The sequence below is a fragment of the Amycolatopsis sp. FDAARGOS 1241 genome, assembly GCF_016889705.1.
In the GTDB taxonomy this organism is placed as follows: Bacteria; Actinomycetota; Actinomycetes; order Mycobacteriales; family Pseudonocardiaceae; genus Amycolatopsis.
In genome coordinates this window covers 4,845,111-4,861,014 of record NZ_CP069526.1, presented here as the reverse complement: position 1 = coordinate 4,861,014, position 15,904 = coordinate 4,845,111, and the positions used below count along the sequence as shown (strand labels likewise).

The 15,904-nt window shown below is 69.5% G+C and carries 14 protein-coding genes and 1 pseudogene; 10 read left to right on the top strand and 5 right to left on the bottom strand.

Annotation, left to right across the window (positions count from 1 at the left end):
* Nucleotide 1: 1 nt before the first annotated feature.
* A complete protein-coding gene (locus I6J71_RS23950; RefSeq protein ID WP_204096749.1) occupies nucleotides 2-937 on the bottom strand; it encodes an ABC transporter substrate-binding protein in 936 nt (311 codons plus the stop codon).
* 105 nt (nucleotides 938-1,042) lie between these two features.
* On the opposite strand from I6J71_RS23950, the gene I6J71_RS23945 reads away from it, so the two are divergent.
* The 4 genes from I6J71_RS23945 to I6J71_RS23930 are packed head-to-tail and all read left to right on the top strand — an operon-like array spanning nucleotide 1,043 to nucleotide 4,930.
* Nucleotides 1,043-2,188 carry a zinc-binding dehydrogenase gene (locus tag I6J71_RS23945; RefSeq protein WP_204096748.1) on the top strand — a complete coding sequence of 382 codons (1,146 nt, stop codon included), beginning with the start codon at nucleotides 1,043-1,045 and terminating at the stop codon, nucleotides 2,186-2,188.
* Nucleotides 2,185-2,895 carry a 4-carboxy-4-hydroxy-2-oxoadipate aldolase/oxaloacetate decarboxylase gene (locus tag I6J71_RS23940; protein ID WP_204096747.1) on the top strand — a complete coding sequence of 237 codons (711 nt, stop codon included), beginning with the start codon at nucleotides 2,185-2,187 and terminating at the stop codon, nucleotides 2,893-2,895. Before I6J71_RS23945 ends, I6J71_RS23940 begins: the two co-directional genes overlap by 4 nt.
* Nucleotides 2,892-3,947 carry an amidohydrolase family protein gene (locus I6J71_RS23935; RefSeq protein ID WP_204096746.1) on the top strand — a complete coding sequence of 352 codons (1,056 nt, stop codon included), beginning with the start codon at nucleotides 2,892-2,894 and terminating at the stop codon, nucleotides 3,945-3,947. The genes I6J71_RS23940 and I6J71_RS23935 overlap by 4 nt, the downstream gene beginning before the upstream one ends.
* Nucleotides 3,944-4,930, top strand: a complete 987-nt coding sequence (locus I6J71_RS23930) for an ABC transporter substrate-binding protein (RefSeq protein WP_204096745.1) — start codon at nucleotides 3,944-3,946, stop codon at nucleotides 4,928-4,930. The genes I6J71_RS23935 and I6J71_RS23930 overlap by 4 nt, the downstream gene beginning before the upstream one ends.
* A gap of 62 nt (nucleotides 4,931-4,992) precedes the next feature.
* Here the strand turns inward: I6J71_RS23930 and I6J71_RS23925 are convergent, their stop codons facing one another.
* Together I6J71_RS23925 and I6J71_RS23920 are read right to left on the bottom strand one after the other, a co-directional pair.
* Nucleotides 4,993-6,237 (bottom strand): NAD(P)/FAD-dependent oxidoreductase, encoded by a 1,245-nt coding sequence (locus tag I6J71_RS23925; RefSeq protein WP_204096744.1) that lies wholly within the window; start codon nucleotides 6,235-6,237, stop codon nucleotides 4,993-4,995.
* A gap of 91 nt (nucleotides 6,238-6,328) precedes the next feature.
* The gene (locus I6J71_RS23920) at nucleotides 6,329-7,063 is read right to left on the bottom strand and encodes a FadR/GntR family transcriptional regulator (protein ID WP_204096743.1); all 735 of its coding nucleotides are present in this window, start codon (nucleotides 7,061-7,063) and stop codon (nucleotides 6,329-6,331) included.
* A 178-nt stretch (nucleotides 7,064-7,241) separates the two neighbouring features.
* Here I6J71_RS23920 and I6J71_RS23915 point away from each other — a divergent pair, with 178 nt between their 5' ends.
* The 3 genes from I6J71_RS23915 to I6J71_RS23905 are packed head-to-tail and all read left to right on the top strand — an operon-like array spanning nucleotide 7,242 to nucleotide 10,001.
* Nucleotides 7,242-8,120, top strand: coding sequence for an ABC transporter ATP-binding protein (locus I6J71_RS23915; protein WP_204096742.1), 879 nt, complete (start codon nucleotides 7,242-7,244; stop codon nucleotides 8,118-8,120).
* Nucleotides 8,117-8,977 carry an ABC transporter permease gene (locus I6J71_RS23910; RefSeq protein ID WP_204096741.1) on the top strand — a complete coding sequence of 287 codons (861 nt, stop codon included), beginning with the start codon at nucleotides 8,117-8,119 and terminating at the stop codon, nucleotides 8,975-8,977. Before I6J71_RS23915 ends, I6J71_RS23910 begins: the two co-directional genes overlap by 4 nt.
* Before the next feature lie 43 nt (nucleotides 8,978-9,020).
* Nucleotides 9,021-10,001, top strand: a complete 981-nt coding sequence (locus tag I6J71_RS23905) for an ABC transporter substrate-binding protein (RefSeq protein ID WP_204096740.1) — start codon at nucleotides 9,021-9,023, stop codon at nucleotides 9,999-10,001.
* A gap of 68 nt (nucleotides 10,002-10,069) precedes the next feature.
* Here the strand turns inward: I6J71_RS23905 and I6J71_RS23900 are convergent, their stop codons facing one another.
* Together I6J71_RS23900 and I6J71_RS23895 are read right to left on the bottom strand one after the other, a co-directional pair.
* Nucleotides 10,070-10,948, bottom strand: a complete 879-nt coding sequence (locus I6J71_RS23900) for an AAA family ATPase (protein WP_204096739.1) — start codon at nucleotides 10,946-10,948, stop codon at nucleotides 10,070-10,072.
* Complete coding sequence (locus I6J71_RS23895) at nucleotides 10,945-12,015, bottom strand: cupin domain-containing protein (RefSeq protein ID WP_204096738.1); 1,071 nt, start codon at nucleotides 12,013-12,015, stop codon at nucleotides 10,945-10,947. The genes I6J71_RS23900 and I6J71_RS23895 overlap by 4 nt, the downstream gene beginning before the upstream one ends.
* Nucleotides 12,016-12,233: 218 nt before the next feature.
* On the opposite strand from I6J71_RS23895, the gene I6J71_RS23890 reads away from it, so the two are divergent.
* From I6J71_RS23890 to I6J71_RS23885, 3 genes and pseudogenes are all read left to right on the top strand, one after another.
* On the top strand, nucleotides 12,234-13,469 hold the full coding sequence (locus I6J71_RS23890) for an MFS transporter (protein ID WP_204096737.1): 1,236 nt from the start codon (nucleotides 12,234-12,236) through the stop codon (nucleotides 13,467-13,469).
* Nucleotides 13,470-13,595: 126 nt separating this feature from the next.
* Nucleotides 13,596-13,853: pseudogene (locus tag I6J71_RS49875) on the top strand (protein kinase); the annotation flags it as partial.
* A 50-nt stretch (nucleotides 13,854-13,903) separates the two neighbouring features.
* Nucleotides 13,904-15,883, top strand: a complete 1,980-nt coding sequence (locus I6J71_RS23885; RefSeq protein ID WP_204096736.1) for a serine/threonine-protein kinase — start codon at nucleotides 13,904-13,906, stop codon at nucleotides 15,881-15,883.
* Nucleotides 15,884-15,904 lie beyond the last annotated feature (21 nt).

Genomic DNA, 15,904 nt, shown 5'->3' with positions numbered 1-15,904 from the left:
CTCAGCCCACCAGTTCGCGGGTCGCGGGCGCGAACATCGATTCGACGGCCACCGGTTTCGTCAGGATGTGCTGCGCCAGCGCCTGCTCGGCCAGCAGCTCCAGGACAGCGCGGTTGGTTTCGATGCCGTAGGGGAGCGGGTCTCCGGTCTCGGCCATCACCCGGGAGTACCTCCGGTCGTCGGCCGTTTCGGCGACCCCGGCCCGCAACTGCTCGACGTACCGCCGCTTGCACTCGGCGAACGCGTCGAACAGGGCCTTTGCGACGCCGGGGTGCGCGTCGAGGACCTCGTCCTTGACCACGACGAGGTGGTTGACGGGGTAGAAGCCGCGCTCGCGCAGCGCGGTGAACCCGGCTTCCTCGGGATTCGCGATCAAAGGGACGACCTCGGGCGAGTCGATCTTGACGTTCACGACGGCGTCCAGCTCACCGGCCAGCAGCATGTCCGCGAGCTTGTTCCCGGGGCCGGCCGGCACGACGTTCCGGGGCGGGCGGTAGGACTCGACGTGCTCGTCGCCGCTGAGGACCCACGTGACCGAGTCCAGGTCGAGACCGTGTTCGAGCGCCATGATCGCGCGCGCCCAGACGCCGGTGGTGACCGTGTACCCGCGGTTGACGCCGACTCGTTTCCCCGCGAGGTGGCCGGGCTCGGTGATCCCCGACCCCTTCCGCACGAGGATCGCGCCGTGGTGGAACCCGCGAACCAGGAAGACGGGGAGCGCGGTGAACCTTACGCCGTGCTCGCGCGCGGTGAGGTAGGTCGTCAGCGCCATTTCGCAGACGTCGTACGCGAGCTCCCGGACCATCCGCCGGAACCCGTCGACGAGGACCGGTTCTTCCTTGAAGGCCAGGGAAAAACCGGCGGGGGCGACTTCGCCTTCCTTCAGTGCGCGGTTGTTGCCCTGGGTCCGGGTCACGGTCAGCAGGTGCTCAGCCATTCGGTCCTCGTCTCGTCCTCGTGACGTACACGCCGATGGTATATTGGGCTGTCCATTCTGCCAACGAGGTTCTGTCAACGAGGTTCGTTCAACGAGGGAGCGCCGATGGTCCGGACTGTGCAAGCGGCGGTGCGTGTCGCGCCCGGCACGACGGAGATGCAGGAGTTCGCACTGCCGTCGATCGACGACGACTCCGCCCTGCTGCAGGTGGAGGTCGCGGGGATCTGCGGGACGGATGTGAAGATGTACGCCAATCCACCCGCCGTGATCCGGGGCCGGGTGATCATGGGGCACGAGAACGTCGGCGTCATCGCGCAGGCGGGGCGGCGGTTCAGGGAGCGCCACGGACTGGCCGAAGGCGACCGGGTTTTCGTCGAGCACTACGTCGGGTGCTTCAGCTGCGAATGGTGCCGCCTCGGCGAGTACCGGCACTGCGAGGCGACGGACTGGCGGACCAACCCCGACGGCCGGCGCTTCGGCTACACCTCCGCGGAAAACCCCGGCACGCTCTGGGGCGGGTTCAGCGAGTACATGTACCTGCCGTGGAACTCCGTGCTCCACAAGATCCCCGACACGATCACCCCCGAGCTCGCGGGCATGGTCATGCCGCTGTCCAACGGCATCGAGTGGGCACTGCTCACCGCCGGCGTCGGGTACGCCGACACCGTCCTGATCCAGGGTCCGGGCCAGCAGGGGCTCTCGCAGCTCGTCGCCGCGAAGACGGCCGGCGCGTCGAAGATCGTGGTGTCCGGCACGACGCGCGACAAGCACCGCTTCGAGCTCGCCAAGGAACTCGGCGCGGACGAAGTCGTCGACGTGCTCACCGAAGACCCGCGCGAGAAGATCATGGACCTCACCGCCGGCCGCGGCGTCGACATCGTCCTCGACTGCACCTCGCGGGCTGGCACCGCACCGGTCCTGCTCGGGGTCGACGTCCTCAAGCGACGGGAAGGCACGCTCCTCATCCAGGGTGAGCTGGCCGCGTTCCCGGACTTCCCCGTCAAGAAGATCACCGAGAAGGCCATCACGATCAAGTCCGCGCGCGGGCACTCGTTCCGGGCCTGCGAGCTCGCCGTCGAGCAGCTCGCGTCGGGCCGCTTCCCGCTGGAGAAGCTGGCGACCCACCGCTACGGCATCGACCAGGTCGACCACGCCATCCGCGTGCTCGCCGGTGAGACCGAAGAGGACGCGATCCACATCTCCCTGATGCCCTCGATGGTCGGGCAGGCCGGCGGGGCGGTCGTCCGATGACCGGGATCGTCGTGACGAATCCACCCACGGCCGGTGCCGCGACGCGCGACGGCCTGGGCCGGTTCGGGGTCGCCACCATCCACGAAGCCCAGGGGCGCCGCGGGCTGATGGCCGCCGCGCTGAACCCGATCTACCCGGGTGCCCACGTCTCGGGGACGGCCGTGACCGTGAGCGTGGCGCCGTGCGACAACTGGATGATCCACGTGGCCGTCGAGCAATGCCGGCCCGGCGACGTGCTCGTCGTCGCGCCGACGTCGCCGTCGGACGCAGGCTACTTCGGTGAGCTGCTGGCGACCTCGCTCAAGGCTCGCGGGGTCCGTGGGCTGGTCATCGACGCCGGCTGCCGCGACATCGCCGAGCTGCGGGCGATGTCGTTCCCCGTGTGGTCCCGGGCCGTGTCGGCCGAGGGCACGGTGAAGGAAACGCTCGGCTCGGTGAACACCCCCGTCATCTGCGGCGGGCAGCTCGTCGAGGCGGGTGACGTGATCGTCGCCGACGACGACGGCGTGGTCGTCGTGCGCCGCGCCGAAGCCGACGAGGTTCTCGCAGCCTCGGCGGCGCGGGAGGAGAAGGAGGCGCGCCTGCGGACTCGCTACGCCGAAGGCGAGCTCGGCCTCGACGTCAACTCGATGCGCGAACGGCTCGCCCGCAAAGGCCTGCGGTACCTGGAACACGACGAGTACCTCAAGGAGGTTCGCGACCGGTGATCATCGACATCCACGGTCACTACACGACGGCTCCGGCGGCGCTGAACCGGTTTCGCGAGGCACAGCTGGCCGGCGAGCGGGTGGCACTGGCGCCGGTCTCGGACGACGAGCTGCGCGAAAGCGTGGAGGACAACCAGCTGCGGGTTCTCCGCGAACGCGGCGGTGACCTGATGCTGTTCTCCCCCAAGGCTTCCGGCATGGCACACCACGTCGAGGACGCCGGCGTCGCGGACGCCTGGGCGCGCGCGTCCAACGACCTCGTCCACCGCGTCGCCGAGCTGTACCCCGAGCACTTCGCCCCGGTCGCCCAGCTCCCGCAGACACCCGGGGGGAACCTCGGCGGCGTCCTGGCCGAGATCCGCCGGACCGTCGGAGAACTCGGCTTCGTGGGGGTCAACCTCAGCCCTGACCCGTCCGGAACCTGGGCAGGCAAGCCGATGACCGACGAATCGTGGTTCCCGGTCTACGAGGTCCTGACGGAACTCGACGTGCCGGCCATGGTGCACGTCTCGTCGGCGTGCAACCCGAACTTCCACACCCTCGGCGCGCATTACCTCAACGCCGACACCAGCGTGTTCGCCCAGCTGCTCGGTTCGAAGCTCTTCCACCGGTTCCCCGGTCTGCGCTTCGTGATCCCGCACGGCGGGGGAGCGGTGCCGTATCACTGGGGGCGCTACCGGGGCCTGGCGATGCGCAACGGCTGGCCGGACCCGGCCGAACTCCTGCCGAACGTCTTCTTCGACACCTGCGTCTACCACCAGCCCGGCATCGACCTCTTGCTCGGAGTACTGCCCGCACAGAACGTGCTGTTCGCGTCCGAGATGCTCGGCGCGGTTCGCGGTGAGGACCCGGAAACCGGTATCGCCTGGGACGACACGAAGCGGTACGTCGACCGCACCGGCCTGGCCGGCGAGGACTTGGCAGCGATCTACGAAGGCAACGCCCGGCGGGTCTACCCGCGCCTCGACCGGCGGCTCGCCACTGGTTGTGATCGGCGGCCCGCCGCTGGTTGTGATCGGCGGCCCGCCGCCCCGGGGATGGTGACCCGATGAGCCGGCTCCCGTTGACGTTCGCGTGCGGCGACTACGACCGCACCCGCGCCGTCGAGGACGGATCGATCCGGCCCGACGGCATCGACCTGACGTACCTGCGGCTCCCGGTCGAGGAGACGTTCTTCCGCATGCTGCGCCACGGCGAGTTCGACGCGTCGGAGATGTCACTCTCGACGTTCGTCGCCTCGCTCGATCGCGACCCGGTGCCGTTCGTGGCGCTGCCGGTCTTCACCTCGCGGATGTTCCGCCACGGCGGCGTTTTCATCAACACGTCGGCCGGCATCGAGAAGCCGTCCGACCTTCGCGGCAAACGGATCGGCACGCCCGAATTCCAGCTCACCGCGGGCGTGTGGATCCGTGGCATCCTCGCCGACCGCCACGACGTACCGCTCGACTCGGTCACCTATCTCACCGGTGGGCAGGAAACGCCCGGGAGGATCGAAAAGGGCGCCGTCTCGACCCGCTTCGACCTGCAGTCCATTCCGGACGGACGGACACTGTCGGAGATGCTCGCGAGCGGGGAGATCGACGCCCTGCAGAGCCCTCGGATTCCGAGTTCGTTCGTCTTGGGGGACGGTCGCGTCGCCCGGCTGTTCCCGGACACCGTCGCGGCCGAGAAGGAGTACTACGCGGCCACCGGGATCTTCCCGATCATGCACGTCGTCGTCCTGCGCCGGGAGATCTACGAGCGCCACCCATGGGCCGCCCAGTCACTGACCAAGGCGCTCACGGCGGCCAAGAACGAGGCGTACGCGCGGATCTACGACGCCTCGGCTCTGCGTTTCATGGAGCCGTGGTTCAACCAGCACGTGGAGGACGCGCGCCGGCTGCTCGGCGACGACTACTGGTCGTACGGGCTGGACGCCAACCGGCACGTTCTGGACGTGTTCCTCCGCTATCACCACGAACAGGGTCTCTCGTCCCGCCTGCGCACCGCCGGAGAACTGTTCGCGCCCGAGTCGACGGAATCCTTCGTCATCTGAAACCGCGGACTTCGGTGAGCTCGCCGGCGGGGCGCGGTCGCCCGCCGGCGAGCCACCCGGCCTCAGGCCGCGCGGAGGAGTTCCTTCAGCGCCACCTCGGTGTCGGCCGCGACTTGCGGCGGGACGGTGCGCCCGGCCTCGAGCAGCTTGCGCACCGCCATGTAGTCGCGGGGCGCGTTGACGGCGTCGATCGCGATGAGGCGTCCGCCGCGGTAGTAGAAGAGCGAGAACCGTTCACTGCCGGGGTCACCCCGCAGCACCGTCTGGTCGTAGCCGCTGCTGATCCCGGCGATCTGGAGTTTCAGGTCGGCCTGGTCGGACCAGAACCACGGGATCCCGGCGACCGGGGCGGCCAGGCCGAGCAGACTGGCGGCCGCCGTCTTGGCCTGCGCGATGGCGTTGGGCACGGACTCCAGGCGCAGGGTGCCGTGATCGGGGTGCGCGAGGATCGTGCAGTCGCCGGCGGCGACCACGCTGGGAACGCTGGTGCGGGCGGACTCGTCGACCAGGATCCCGCCGGCGCACGCGAGCCCGATCTGCTCGGCCAGCTCGGTGCGCGGGACCAGGCCGATCCCGACGACGACGACGTCCGAGGGAAGGGTGCGGCCGTCGGAGAGCCCGACACCCGTCACGCGGTCGCGGCCCAGGAGTGCGGTCACGCCGGTCGACAGCACGACGTCGGTGCCGCGCCGCTGGTGTGCGGCGAGGTAGAAGCCCGACATTTCCGGTGCGACGGCGCGGGCGAGCAGCCGGTCGGCTGCCTCGACCACAGTGACGTTCTTGCCGGCGGCCGTGGCGGCCGCGGCGGCCTCCAGCCCCACGAAACCCCCGCCGACAACCACGACGTCGCGGGCCGCCGCGAGGTCGTGGCGGAGCGCGACCGCGTCGTCGACGTCACGCAGGTAGTGGATGCCGGCGAGCTCGCTGCCCGGGATCCGGAGGCGCCGTGGGGTGCCTCCGGTGGTCAGGGCGAGCCGGTCGAAATCCAGCGTCCGCCCGGAACGCAGGACCGCGAAGCCATTACCGAGGCCGGCATCGGTGAGGGTGATCTCGTCGATCCATTCACCGCGGACGAGCTCGATCTGCTGAGCCGCGTAGAAGTCAGCGCCGCGCAGCGCCAGCCGGTCCTCGGGCAGTTCCCCTTTGAGGAACGCCTTGGAGAGTGGTGGCCGTTGGTAGGGCAGCCGGGTTTCCCCGCCGAGCAACGTGATCGGTCCCGGAGCACCCAGCTTGCGTAGCGACGCGGCCAGCTCCACTCCCGCTTGGCTCGCGCCCACCACCAGGGTGCCGCTTCCCTTCAGCGCCATGGCTCCTCCGTTGGCTAGACCATTAGACCTTAGCGGAACCCGGCGTGCGGTGCGAGGGGTGTCCCACAGGCTGGTAGGAGGTTTTCCGGCCCTAGTCCGCGTCGTGCGATACGCGTTGCGCGGTCCGGGCGATGTGCTCGCTCATCACGCGCTGGGCGGCTGCGAGATCGCGGTCGCGGATCGCCTCGGCGAGCTCACGGTGTTCGCCGGTCCCGCGCTTGCCCATGATGGGGGCTTGCTCCCGGGCTTCCCGCAGGGACATCAGGAGCGGTCCGTGGAAGCTCTGGATCAGCATCGTCAGTGCGGTGTTGTGGGCACATTCGGCGAGCCGGATGTGGAACCGCGCCGAAATGTCCACTGTATACGCGCCCTTGTCGACGGCGGCCTGCCCCTCCTCGACCAGTTTGAACAGCGCGTCGATGTCCTCGTCGGTCGCCCGTTCGACGATCAAGGGGAGGGCGCCGATCTCGACGATCTTGCGCGCCTCGGTCACTTCGCCCGCGGTGAGCACGGACATGGAAAGGAGATCGGCCAGGCCCTCGCCGACGCGGTCGGTGCTGGGCGCGGTCAGGAAAGCCCCGCCGTGCGCTCCGACCCGGATGGTGACGAGCCCGGTAGCTTCGAGTACGCGAAGCGCCTCACGCACGGTCACCCGGCTCACGCCGAAGCGCTGGCACAGATCTCGCTCGCTCGGCAGCCGGTCGCCGGGCGCGAGGGAGCCGTCGCGGATCAGGACCTTGATCTGATCCACGATGACCTGGGAGACGCGCGACGTGCTCACACGGCTGAAGAGGTCGTCCTTCGCGCCGCGCCCTGTTGCAGCCATGTTCCCACCTAATCATTGTCGATGCCGGAAATGCACCGTAGCTTAACAGTCAATGGTCTGACCTTACCGCACTAGGCCTGGTCAGACGTGGCTGCTCTGCTCCGGCCGGTCACCGTCCGGCCAGAAAACTTGACTGGGCCATTGCTTTGGACTGACAATTAGTCCTACGCTCCCACCCATGCTGAGCCGAGAGAAGCCGGCACTGTCTAGCACGGCAGGCCGTGATGCTGCGCACATCGATGTGGGGGCCACGGGCGGGATCGCACACCTCGAGGCCCGGGGTGTCGCGATCGACTACGCCAAGCCTGGGTCGAAAGAGGTGACGACGGCCGTCGAGCAGTGTGATCTGACGGTGGAGCGGGGGGATTTCGTCTGCCTCGTCGGGCCTTCCGGCTGCGGCAAGACCACCTTGCTCAACGCGGTCGCCGGGTTCGTCGAGCTCGCCGAGGGCGCTCTGGAGCTCGACGGCCGGCCGATCCCCGGTCCGGGGCCCGACCGGGCGATGGTGTTCCAGCACGCCAACCTGCTGCCGTGGCGGACCGTCCAGGCCAACGTCAGCTACGGCCTCGAGCTCACGAAAAAGGTCAAGAAACCGGCGGCCAAGAAGCGCGCCGACGAGCTGCTGGAGCTGGTCGGGCTGGCCGGTGTCGGGCAGCAGTACCCGGCTCAGCTCTCCGGCGGCATGCAGGCCAGGGTCAACCTCGCCCGCGCGCTCGCGGTCGAGCCGGAGATCCTCCTGCTCGACGAGCCGTTCGCCGCGATCGACGCCCAGACCCGTGAAGTGCTCCAGGTCGAACTGCTCAGGGTCTGCGCCGCCCGCGACGTGACGGCCCTGTTCGTCACCCACGACATCACCGAAGCCGCGTTCCTCGCGGACCGGGTCTGCGTGTTCAGCCCGCGACCCGGTCGCATCGTCAAGGAGATCACGGTGCCGTGGGCGCGTCCGCGCTCGCACGAGATCCGGCGGACGCCGGAATTCGCACAACTGCGCGACGAGATCGCCGACGTGCTCTACGGCGCGAAGGCCGGCGCCGGCCAGGAAGAAGGAGCCCGATGAGCGTGACCTCTTCGCACAAACCGGCTCCGCGGATCGAAGCCCGTCCGTCCGGCCCCCGCCCGCGCGCCCGCCGGGCGTCGGGCCGCCGGCTGCCGTCGTGGCTCAGCGAGCAGCGCCTGTGGGGCATCGGCGCCGTCGTCGTCGTGCTGATCGCGTGGGAGGTCGTCGCGCTGCTGCGGCTGCAGCCGCAGCTGATCCTTCCGGGGCCGGTCGACGTCATCAACGCCTTCGGGTCGCTGATCCAGGGCGGGCAGATCGGGATCGATCTGTGGACCAGTGCCCAGGAACTGCTGGCCGGCCTCGCACTGGCGGTGGTGGTCGGCCTGCCGCTGGGGCTGCTGATCGGCTGGTACAAACGGATCGCCTGGGCGCTCAACCCCTTCGTCAACTTTCTCTACGCCACCCCGCGCATCGCGCTGACGCCCCTGCTGATCATCTGGCTCGGCATCGGCAGCTCGTCGAAGATCGCGATCGTCTTCCTGATGGCTCTGTTCCCGGTGCTCATCAACACCGCGCAGGGTGTCCACTCGCTCGAACAGGGCGCCGTGCGCGTGGCCCGGTGTTTCGGCGCGAGCGATCTCCAGCTGTTCCGCACCGTCGCCCTGCCCGGCACCGTCCCCTTCATCGCCAGCGGGATGCGGCTGGCGGTGGGCCAGGCACTGATCGGTGTCTTCGTGGCCGAGCTCAGCGGTGCGCAGCACGGCGTCGGCATGACGATGAGCACCGCCGGCCAGCAGTTCCAAACCGCCACGGTCTTCGCCGGCCTGTTCATCTTCGCCGCGGCCGGTGTCGTGCTGACCTCGCTGCTGCGCCGGGTCGAGAACCACTTCGCGGCCTGGCGCCCGAGCAACGACTGACTGCGTTTCCCTTCCCCACCACCATTCCCAGAAGGACAGAACAATGAAGTTCAAGTCTGGCGCCTTCGGCGTCGCCCTCGTCGCGGCGCTCGCCACGTCGTCCCTCACCGCCTGCGGCGGTTCGTCGGACGCCGGGGCCGATGGTGTGCTCACCGTCAGCTACAGCGAAGAGGTCGCTGACCAACTGCCCTTGTGGATCGCATCGGAGGCCGGCTACTTCAAGGAGCAAGGGCTCACCGTCAAGCTCATCAAGCTCGACAGCAACCAGGGGTACCCGGCGCTCATCTCCGGCCAGACGCAGCTCGCGTCGATGGGCGGGTCCCAGATCGTGGCCGGCACCGCCGCCGGCGGTGAGGTGAAGGTGCTGGCCGCGCTCACCCCGGTGCTGCCGTACCAGATCTACGCGAACGTGCCGACCGCCGCGCAGCTGAAGGGCAAGAAGATCGGCTACACCACGAAGAGCGGATCCCAGTACATCGGCACTCTGCTGGCGCTGAAGAAGCTGGGGATCAGCCCGAGCGAGGTGAACCTGGTTCCCCTCGGCTCGGTGACGAACGTCAACAACGCGCTGCTGGCCAAGACCATCGACGCCTCCGCGACGCACCCGCCGGCGAGCCTGAAGTTCGAAGACGCCGGTCTGCACATGGTGATGGACATGGCCAAGGAGAAGATCCCCAACATCAACGTGGGCATCTCCAGCACGTCCGACTACCTCAAGGACCACCCGGATGTCGTGGGGAAGTTCATGGCCGGTCTCAAGAAGGGGTTCGACCGCGAGCGCGCCGACGAGGCGTACTCGACGAAGATCCTGGGTGCCCACCTCGGGGTCACCGACCAGCGTGCGCTCGACGCGACCTGGAAGTACTACTCGACCGAGGTCCTCACCGACCCCCCGGTGGCGACGGTGGATCAGCTCAAGTCGTCCCAGCAGTCACTGGAGGGCTCGGTGAACGGGGTGGACAAGGTCGATCTCGCGTCCCTCATCGACTCGTCCTTTGTGGACAAGGCGTTTGGGAGCAAGTAGCTCGCGGGCGAAGCCGTGGAAACGCGCGGTGCCGGGTCGGTCGCGACCCGGCACCGCGCGTGCTTTCGTCAGGCCTCGAACTGTGTCGCGCGGCGCAGGTCGTCGGCCGTCAACCGATTCGGGTCCAGGGCGACCTCGGTGCGCATCGTCAGCGCGGCGAGGATCGTCTTGCGGACCCGCCTGCCGTCGAGGCCCCGCAGCCCTTTGGCCAGCTCCGCGCGAAGGTTCGCGTCCCGGGCAAGCGGTTTGAGCTCGGTCCACTGCTCGGCCAGCTCGTCGAGCGAGGACGCGACGATCTGCTCGATCACCTCGTCGCCGGGCAGTGTCGTGCTCATGACCAGATCGGCCCGGGAGAGCACGGCCTCGTCGACGGCGTCGATGAAGTTGGTCGTGGCCACGAGCACCAGGTTCGGGCACTGAGCGCGCAGCTGGTCGAGACCGGACAGCACGGCGTCCGTCGCGCGGTGGACGTCGACCGGGTTCGTTTCGAACGACGCCGAACTGCGGCGCACCGCGAGGGCCTCGACCTCGTCGATCAGCACCACGGTGTGCGGTCGCCGCGCGGCGAGCTCCGGCAGGGTGTCGAGGAACAGTCGCGAAACGGCCCGCTGGCTTTCCCCGAGCATGTCGCTCGGGAACGCGTGCGGGTCGACCTCGACCAGTGTGGTGGCACCACGTTCGGCCACTTTCAGCGCGGCGGCCTGCGCGAGCCCTTGCGCGAGCGTCGTCTTTCCCGTGCCCGGCGGTCCGGCCAGCATGATCAGGCCGTGCGGCGCGCCGGAGAGCCCGTTCAGCAGCCGGCCCTGGCGCAGGACGAGCAACGCGGCGCCGAGCAGCCTCTCCTTGGTGCCCGGCGGCACGATCATCGAGTCCCACGGCCCGTCGTGGTGGTCTGAAGGAAGGGCGTGCAGCCCGATGACCCCAGGAGGGAGCGTCCGATCGCTCACGGCCAGGTCGGCCGGTCGAGTTCGGGCCAGACGACCGTGTTCACGTCGCCGGCCTGGGCGTCACGGATGTGGTCCGGCGGCTCCTCGAAGAGAACCCGCGGGTCCATCAGCGCCCGCATCGTCTCGAGCAGGCTGTCGAACATGTGGATGCGGACCACCCGGGCGGTGTTCTCCTGGGAGTCGTTGAAGTGCTGGTGCCACAGGAAGTGGTCGACCACGATCAGGTCGCCCTTCTTCCACGGGTGGTTCTCCCCGCCCTCGGGCTCGGTGCCGAGGTAGGAGTGACCCTCGCCTTCGACCACGTAGAGCCACGCCTCGCCGGCGTGCCGGTGCATCGACTGCTGCCGGCCCTGCCCGATCTCGAACATCGCCATGGTGATGCCGGAAGCCTGGTACCCGATGGCGCGGTCGAGGAGGAAGGTCGTACGCGTGCCGCGGGGGGTGTTGAGCATCTCGAGCTCGTCCCAATCGGTGTGGAGCCGGCCGCTGCGGCGTTTCTGCTGCTCCTTGCCGAGACGGCGCAGGCGGCGGGCGTAGGCGTCGTCGCCCTCGGCATCGGGAGCGCTGAACTCGGGCCGGCCAGGGAGGTTCTCGACCGGCTCGTGACCGCGGTCGTCGAGGATCGACATGCCCATCGTGGCGAGCAGCGGCTCGCTGGAGAAGGTGAGGTAGCGGAACGTCGCGTCGTTGTCGTTGCCCGAACGGTGCCAGGCCCACGCCGGGATGTGGGCCGAGTCGCCGGGAGCGACCTTCACCCGCTCGCCGTCGATCTCGAGCCAGCCCTCGCCGCCGATGCCGAACACCATGGCGTCCCAGGAGTGCCGGTGGATCGTGGTGACTTTCCCCCGGTCGACCTCGTGCACGAGCGCGTCGATGGAGCGCGTCGGGTTGTCACCGTCCTCGCCCATGTAGACGCCGGTGCGCATGCCCCGCGCGGTCTCCGCGAGCGTGACGTCCTCGCTCCGGATGATCGTGCGGTGGTTCGCGCGCCAATCCTCCAGGAACTTCGCCCGCCGGGCCTTTTGCTGGTGGTAATGGCTTGTCTTCGTCGTGGTCTTCGTCGACACCGAGCCTCCTGATTGGCCGGACCATTTTACCTTCGGCATTGTGGTTCGCCGGGCACCCTACTGCAAGTATGGACTTTTGGTTAGACCATAAGGCAATATGGCATGTCGACCGTCCATCCCGGCCCGGGGGCCGGGTCGTGCTCCCAGGAGGCAGGTGTGCCCGAAGCGGTGACGACCATCCGGCTCGGTCTCGACCGTGAACGCCACGGCGGCGCCCGATGAGGGTCGCCGAGGTCCTGCGCAACCGCGACTTCGATTTCTACTGGGGTGGCGTTGTCCTCTCGCAGATCGGCAGCCGCGGCACGATCGCGGCGAATCTGTACCAGGTCTACGAACTCTCCGGTTCGGTGGCGCAAACCGGACTGGTGGGTGCCGCCCAGGTCGTGGCGCTGGTGGTGCTCAGCCCGTTGGCGGGCGTGTACGCCGACCGGGTCGATCGGCGCAAGCTTCTCCAGTGGTCGCAAGCCGTGGCCATGGTCGTGGCGCTCGCGCTCGCGGCGACGAGCTTCGCCGGTCACGCCGACGTCGCGCAAGTCGTCGGCTCCGTCGTGCTCACCACGGCGGCGGCCAGTTTCGACCAGCCCGCCCGGCAAGCCCTGATCCCGGCGCTGGTTCCGCGAGCGCAGCTGCCGCAGGCCTTCGCACTGCTCAATCCTTCTCGGGAACTGGCTGTGCTCCTCGGACCGGCCCTGTCCGGTGTCCTGATCGCCGTCAGCGGGCCAGGCCTGATGTACGCCGTCGACGCGGTGACCTACCTGCTCCTGATGATCACCCTGGCCCTGCTCCGGATCCCGCACCTCCCGGGGTCGGGGGAGCACATCACGCTGCGGGAGCAGTTCGTGGAGGGGGTCCGGTTCGTTCTGAGCAGACGGATCGTGTGGCAAATGGTGCTGCTCGACTTGGTGGCGACCGTCTTCGCGGCGTACCGGGTCCTCCTGCCCACGCTGGCGATCGACCGGCTCCACCTGGGGGCCACGGCGTACGGGCTGCTCTCGTCCGCACCGTCGGCGGGAGCACTGATCGCGACGTACACGGTGTTCCGCGTGGTCGATCGCAGCGCGCGGCTCGGGAAAGTCCTGCTGGCTTCGACGATCGCGTACGGTCTGAGCGCGGTCCTGCTCGCCTGGGCGGGTGGGCTCGTGCTAGCGCTGGTGGCGTGCCTGTTGCTCGGCACTTTCGACGCGATGGCCACGACGATCCGGCAGGCCGCGGTGCAGCTCGAGACGCCGGATTCGCTGCGTGGGCGGGTTTCTGCGATCTACCAGATGGCCTCACGCGGCGGCCCCGCTCTCGGCGACACCGTGATCGGCGCCGTCGCGGCGGTGGCCGGTCCCGCGCTGGCGCTCATGATCGGAGGGCTCGCGACCGCCGCCTTCGCCATCGGCCACTTCGGCCGGGCGAACCCGGTGCGCCGGTACGCCCGGGCGAGGGCGGAGGAAGCCAAGCCGGCGTGACCTCCGAGCGTCAGCCGGCCCTCACCCGAGTGTGACGTGACGACTTCGCGCTGAAAGCCACATTCCGGTAGTGCGGAGCTGTCCGTCGTGATCTGATGTCCTCCGCGGTTCGCGGAGGGGGCGGGGATGGGCGACACCTGGCGAGTGCCCGGGTTCACCGAGGTGGACGTGCTCGGCACCGGTGGCTTCGGCCGGGTCGTGCTGGCCAAGCACGAGGACTCCGGGCGGATGGCGGCGATCAAGTACCTGCGCGCGGAGCACCTCGCCGACGCGAGGATCGCCGACGGGTTCCGGCGCGAGGCGTGGCTGCTGGCGGGTGTCCGGAGCCCGCACGTGGTCCGGCTCTTCGACTTCGTGGAGACACCGGACAGCGCCGCGCTGGTGATGGAGGCCGTGCCCGGGGTGTCGCTGCGCGCGCTGCTGGCGTCGGCAAGGTGCTCGCTCCCGAGTCGGCGCTGGCCGTTCTCAAGGGCTCACTGCTCGGCCTCGCCGACGCGCACGCGGCCGGCGTGGTCCACCGCGACTACAAACCGGGAAACGTGCTGGTGTCGCGGGAAGGCGAGTCGAAGCTGGTCGACTTCGGACTCGCCACTTTGGACGGTCACCACGGCCTGACGGCCGGTTCACCGTCGTACCTGGCGCCGGAGCAGTGGTCCGGGCAGCCCGGGCTGCCCGCCACCGACGTGTACGCGGCGACCTGTGTGTTCTTCCAGTGCGTGACCGGGGACGTGCCGTTCCGGGCGGACACGGCCGACGGGCTGCGTGCGCTGCACCAGGCGGCGCCGGTGCCGCTGGACGCCGTGCCCGAGGCGCTGCGGGCCCTGATTTCGCGGGGCATGGCGAAGGACCCGGCGTGGCGGCCGGCGACGGCGGACGCGTTCGTGACGGAGCTGGAAACCGTCGCCCGCAAGGCTTACGGAAGGAATTGGGAGAAGCGGGGCTGGAAGCGGCTGGCGACGTCGGCCGCCGCGTTGACCGCACTGACGCCATTGGCGCTGCTGGCCGGTGCCGGGACGGCCGCCGCGCCGGTCGGCGCCGGCACCGCGGCGGTCGCGGCCGGGGTGCCGGCCACGGGCACCGGGGCGGGCGCGACGGCTGTGCTCGCCGGAAAGATCGCCGCCTCGGTGCTGATCGTCGGCGCGCTGGTCGCCGGGGGAGTGGCGATCTTCGGCAACCACGACGAACCGCCCGCGCCGGCGGCACTGACCGTCAGCCTGCAGACCCTGTCCGGACACGATCAGGCGCTGCCGGTCACCTACGACCTCCAGTTCCCGCAGGTGTCCGGCGGTTCGGATCCCGCGGTCCGGCAACGGCTCAACGACGCGTTGCGCGCACCGGTCGACAAGCGGCTGAAGACGATCCGCGACGGCGTGTCCGGCTACCGTGACCGGTTCCAGGAGACCGGCGACACGGCCGCGGTGCACTCGACGGCGCGGATCCTCCTGCAGACGCCGAGCGTGCTTTCCGTGCGCTACCATCACGATCTCGACTCGTCCGTGCTGTCGCACTCCACCTGGCGGTTCCCCGAAACGGTGAACGCCGACCTCGGCACCGGGCAGGTACTCGGCCCCAAGGACGTGTTCCGGCCGGAGGTGCTGACCGCGGCCGGGATGACCACACTGACCCGGCGGCTCGAACCGCACACGAAAAACGGGTTCTGCCGCGTGCCGGAGGTCGACGGGGAGGGCCGCCAGGTCGGCATCGACGCCGCGGACCGCGGCGCGGGCGGCGACCACGTGCCGGGCGCGGCCTTCGGGTTCACCGGGACCGGAGTCCAGTTCGACATCCTCTGGTACGACCTCGGCTGCGACACGGCGAGCGGGCAGGAGACCGTGACCGTGCCGTACGGCGAGCTCGGCGACCTCCTGCTGCCGAAGTTGCTGGCGATGGTCGGCAGGCCGGCGTCGGCCCCGTCTGGTTCGCAATCGCCGGCTTCGTCCTCGCTCGCGCCTCCGTCGTCGTCGGCACCGGCACCGCCGCACTCCGGGGACCCGACCACGTACACCAACGCCCGGTTCGGTTTCACCGCGCGGATTCCCGAGGGCTACCTCCCAGTGCCGTGCGCTCCGGCTAACGGGGACGGGATGACGTTCACCAACGCCGACCTCGACGCGACGCTGACCGTGTGGGGCGGCAACTCGGACCAGTCCTCGGCGCGGGCGCTGGCCGCCGCGGTCGCCCAGGCCGAAGCGGACGGCGGGCGGGTGACCTACCGGAAGGACGAAGGCGATCAGTACTCGGTTTCCGGCTACCAGGGCGACGGCAAGATCTTCTACGAGCGCGGGTTCACCGGCTCCGCGTCGATGGCCGCGTTGCGCTGGGTCTACCCGCGCGAGCACAAGGCCGAGCTCGACGCGCCCGTCAGCACCACGCTGGAGGCGTTCCGCCCCGGCGACCTCTCGCAGCCGCACTGAGACGCAGCCGCGTCGAGTCGG

Coding starts and splice junctions, on each gene's coding strand:
- I6J71_RS23950 (WP_204096749.1), bottom strand. CDS start 937: ATGGCTGAGCACCTGCTGACCGTGACCCGGACCCAGGGCAACAACCGC.
- I6J71_RS23945 (WP_204096748.1), top strand. CDS start 1,043: ATGGTCCGGACTGTGCAAGCGGCGGTGCGTGTCGCGCCCGGCACGACG.
- I6J71_RS23940 (WP_204096747.1), top strand. CDS start 2,185: ATGACCGGGATCGTCGTGACGAATCCACCCACGGCCGGTGCCGCGACG.
- I6J71_RS23930 (WP_204096745.1), top strand. CDS start 3,944: ATGAGCCGGCTCCCGTTGACGTTCGCGTGCGGCGACTACGACCGCACC.
- I6J71_RS23925 (WP_204096744.1), bottom strand. CDS start 6,237: ATGGCGCTGAAGGGAAGCGGCACCCTGGTGGTGGGCGCGAGCCAAGCG.
- I6J71_RS23920 (WP_204096743.1), bottom strand. CDS start 7,063: ATGGCTGCAACAGGGCGCGGCGCGAAGGACGACCTCTTCAGCCGTGTG.
- I6J71_RS23915 (WP_204096742.1), top strand. CDS start 7,242: ATGCTGAGCCGAGAGAAGCCGGCACTGTCTAGCACGGCAGGCCGTGAT.
- I6J71_RS23910 (WP_204096741.1), top strand. CDS start 8,117: ATGAGCGTGACCTCTTCGCACAAACCGGCTCCGCGGATCGAAGCCCGT.
- I6J71_RS23905 (WP_204096740.1), top strand. CDS start 9,021: ATGAAGTTCAAGTCTGGCGCCTTCGGCGTCGCCCTCGTCGCGGCGCTC.
- I6J71_RS23890 (WP_204096737.1), top strand. CDS start 12,234: ATGAGGGTCGCCGAGGTCCTGCGCAACCGCGACTTCGATTTCTACTGG.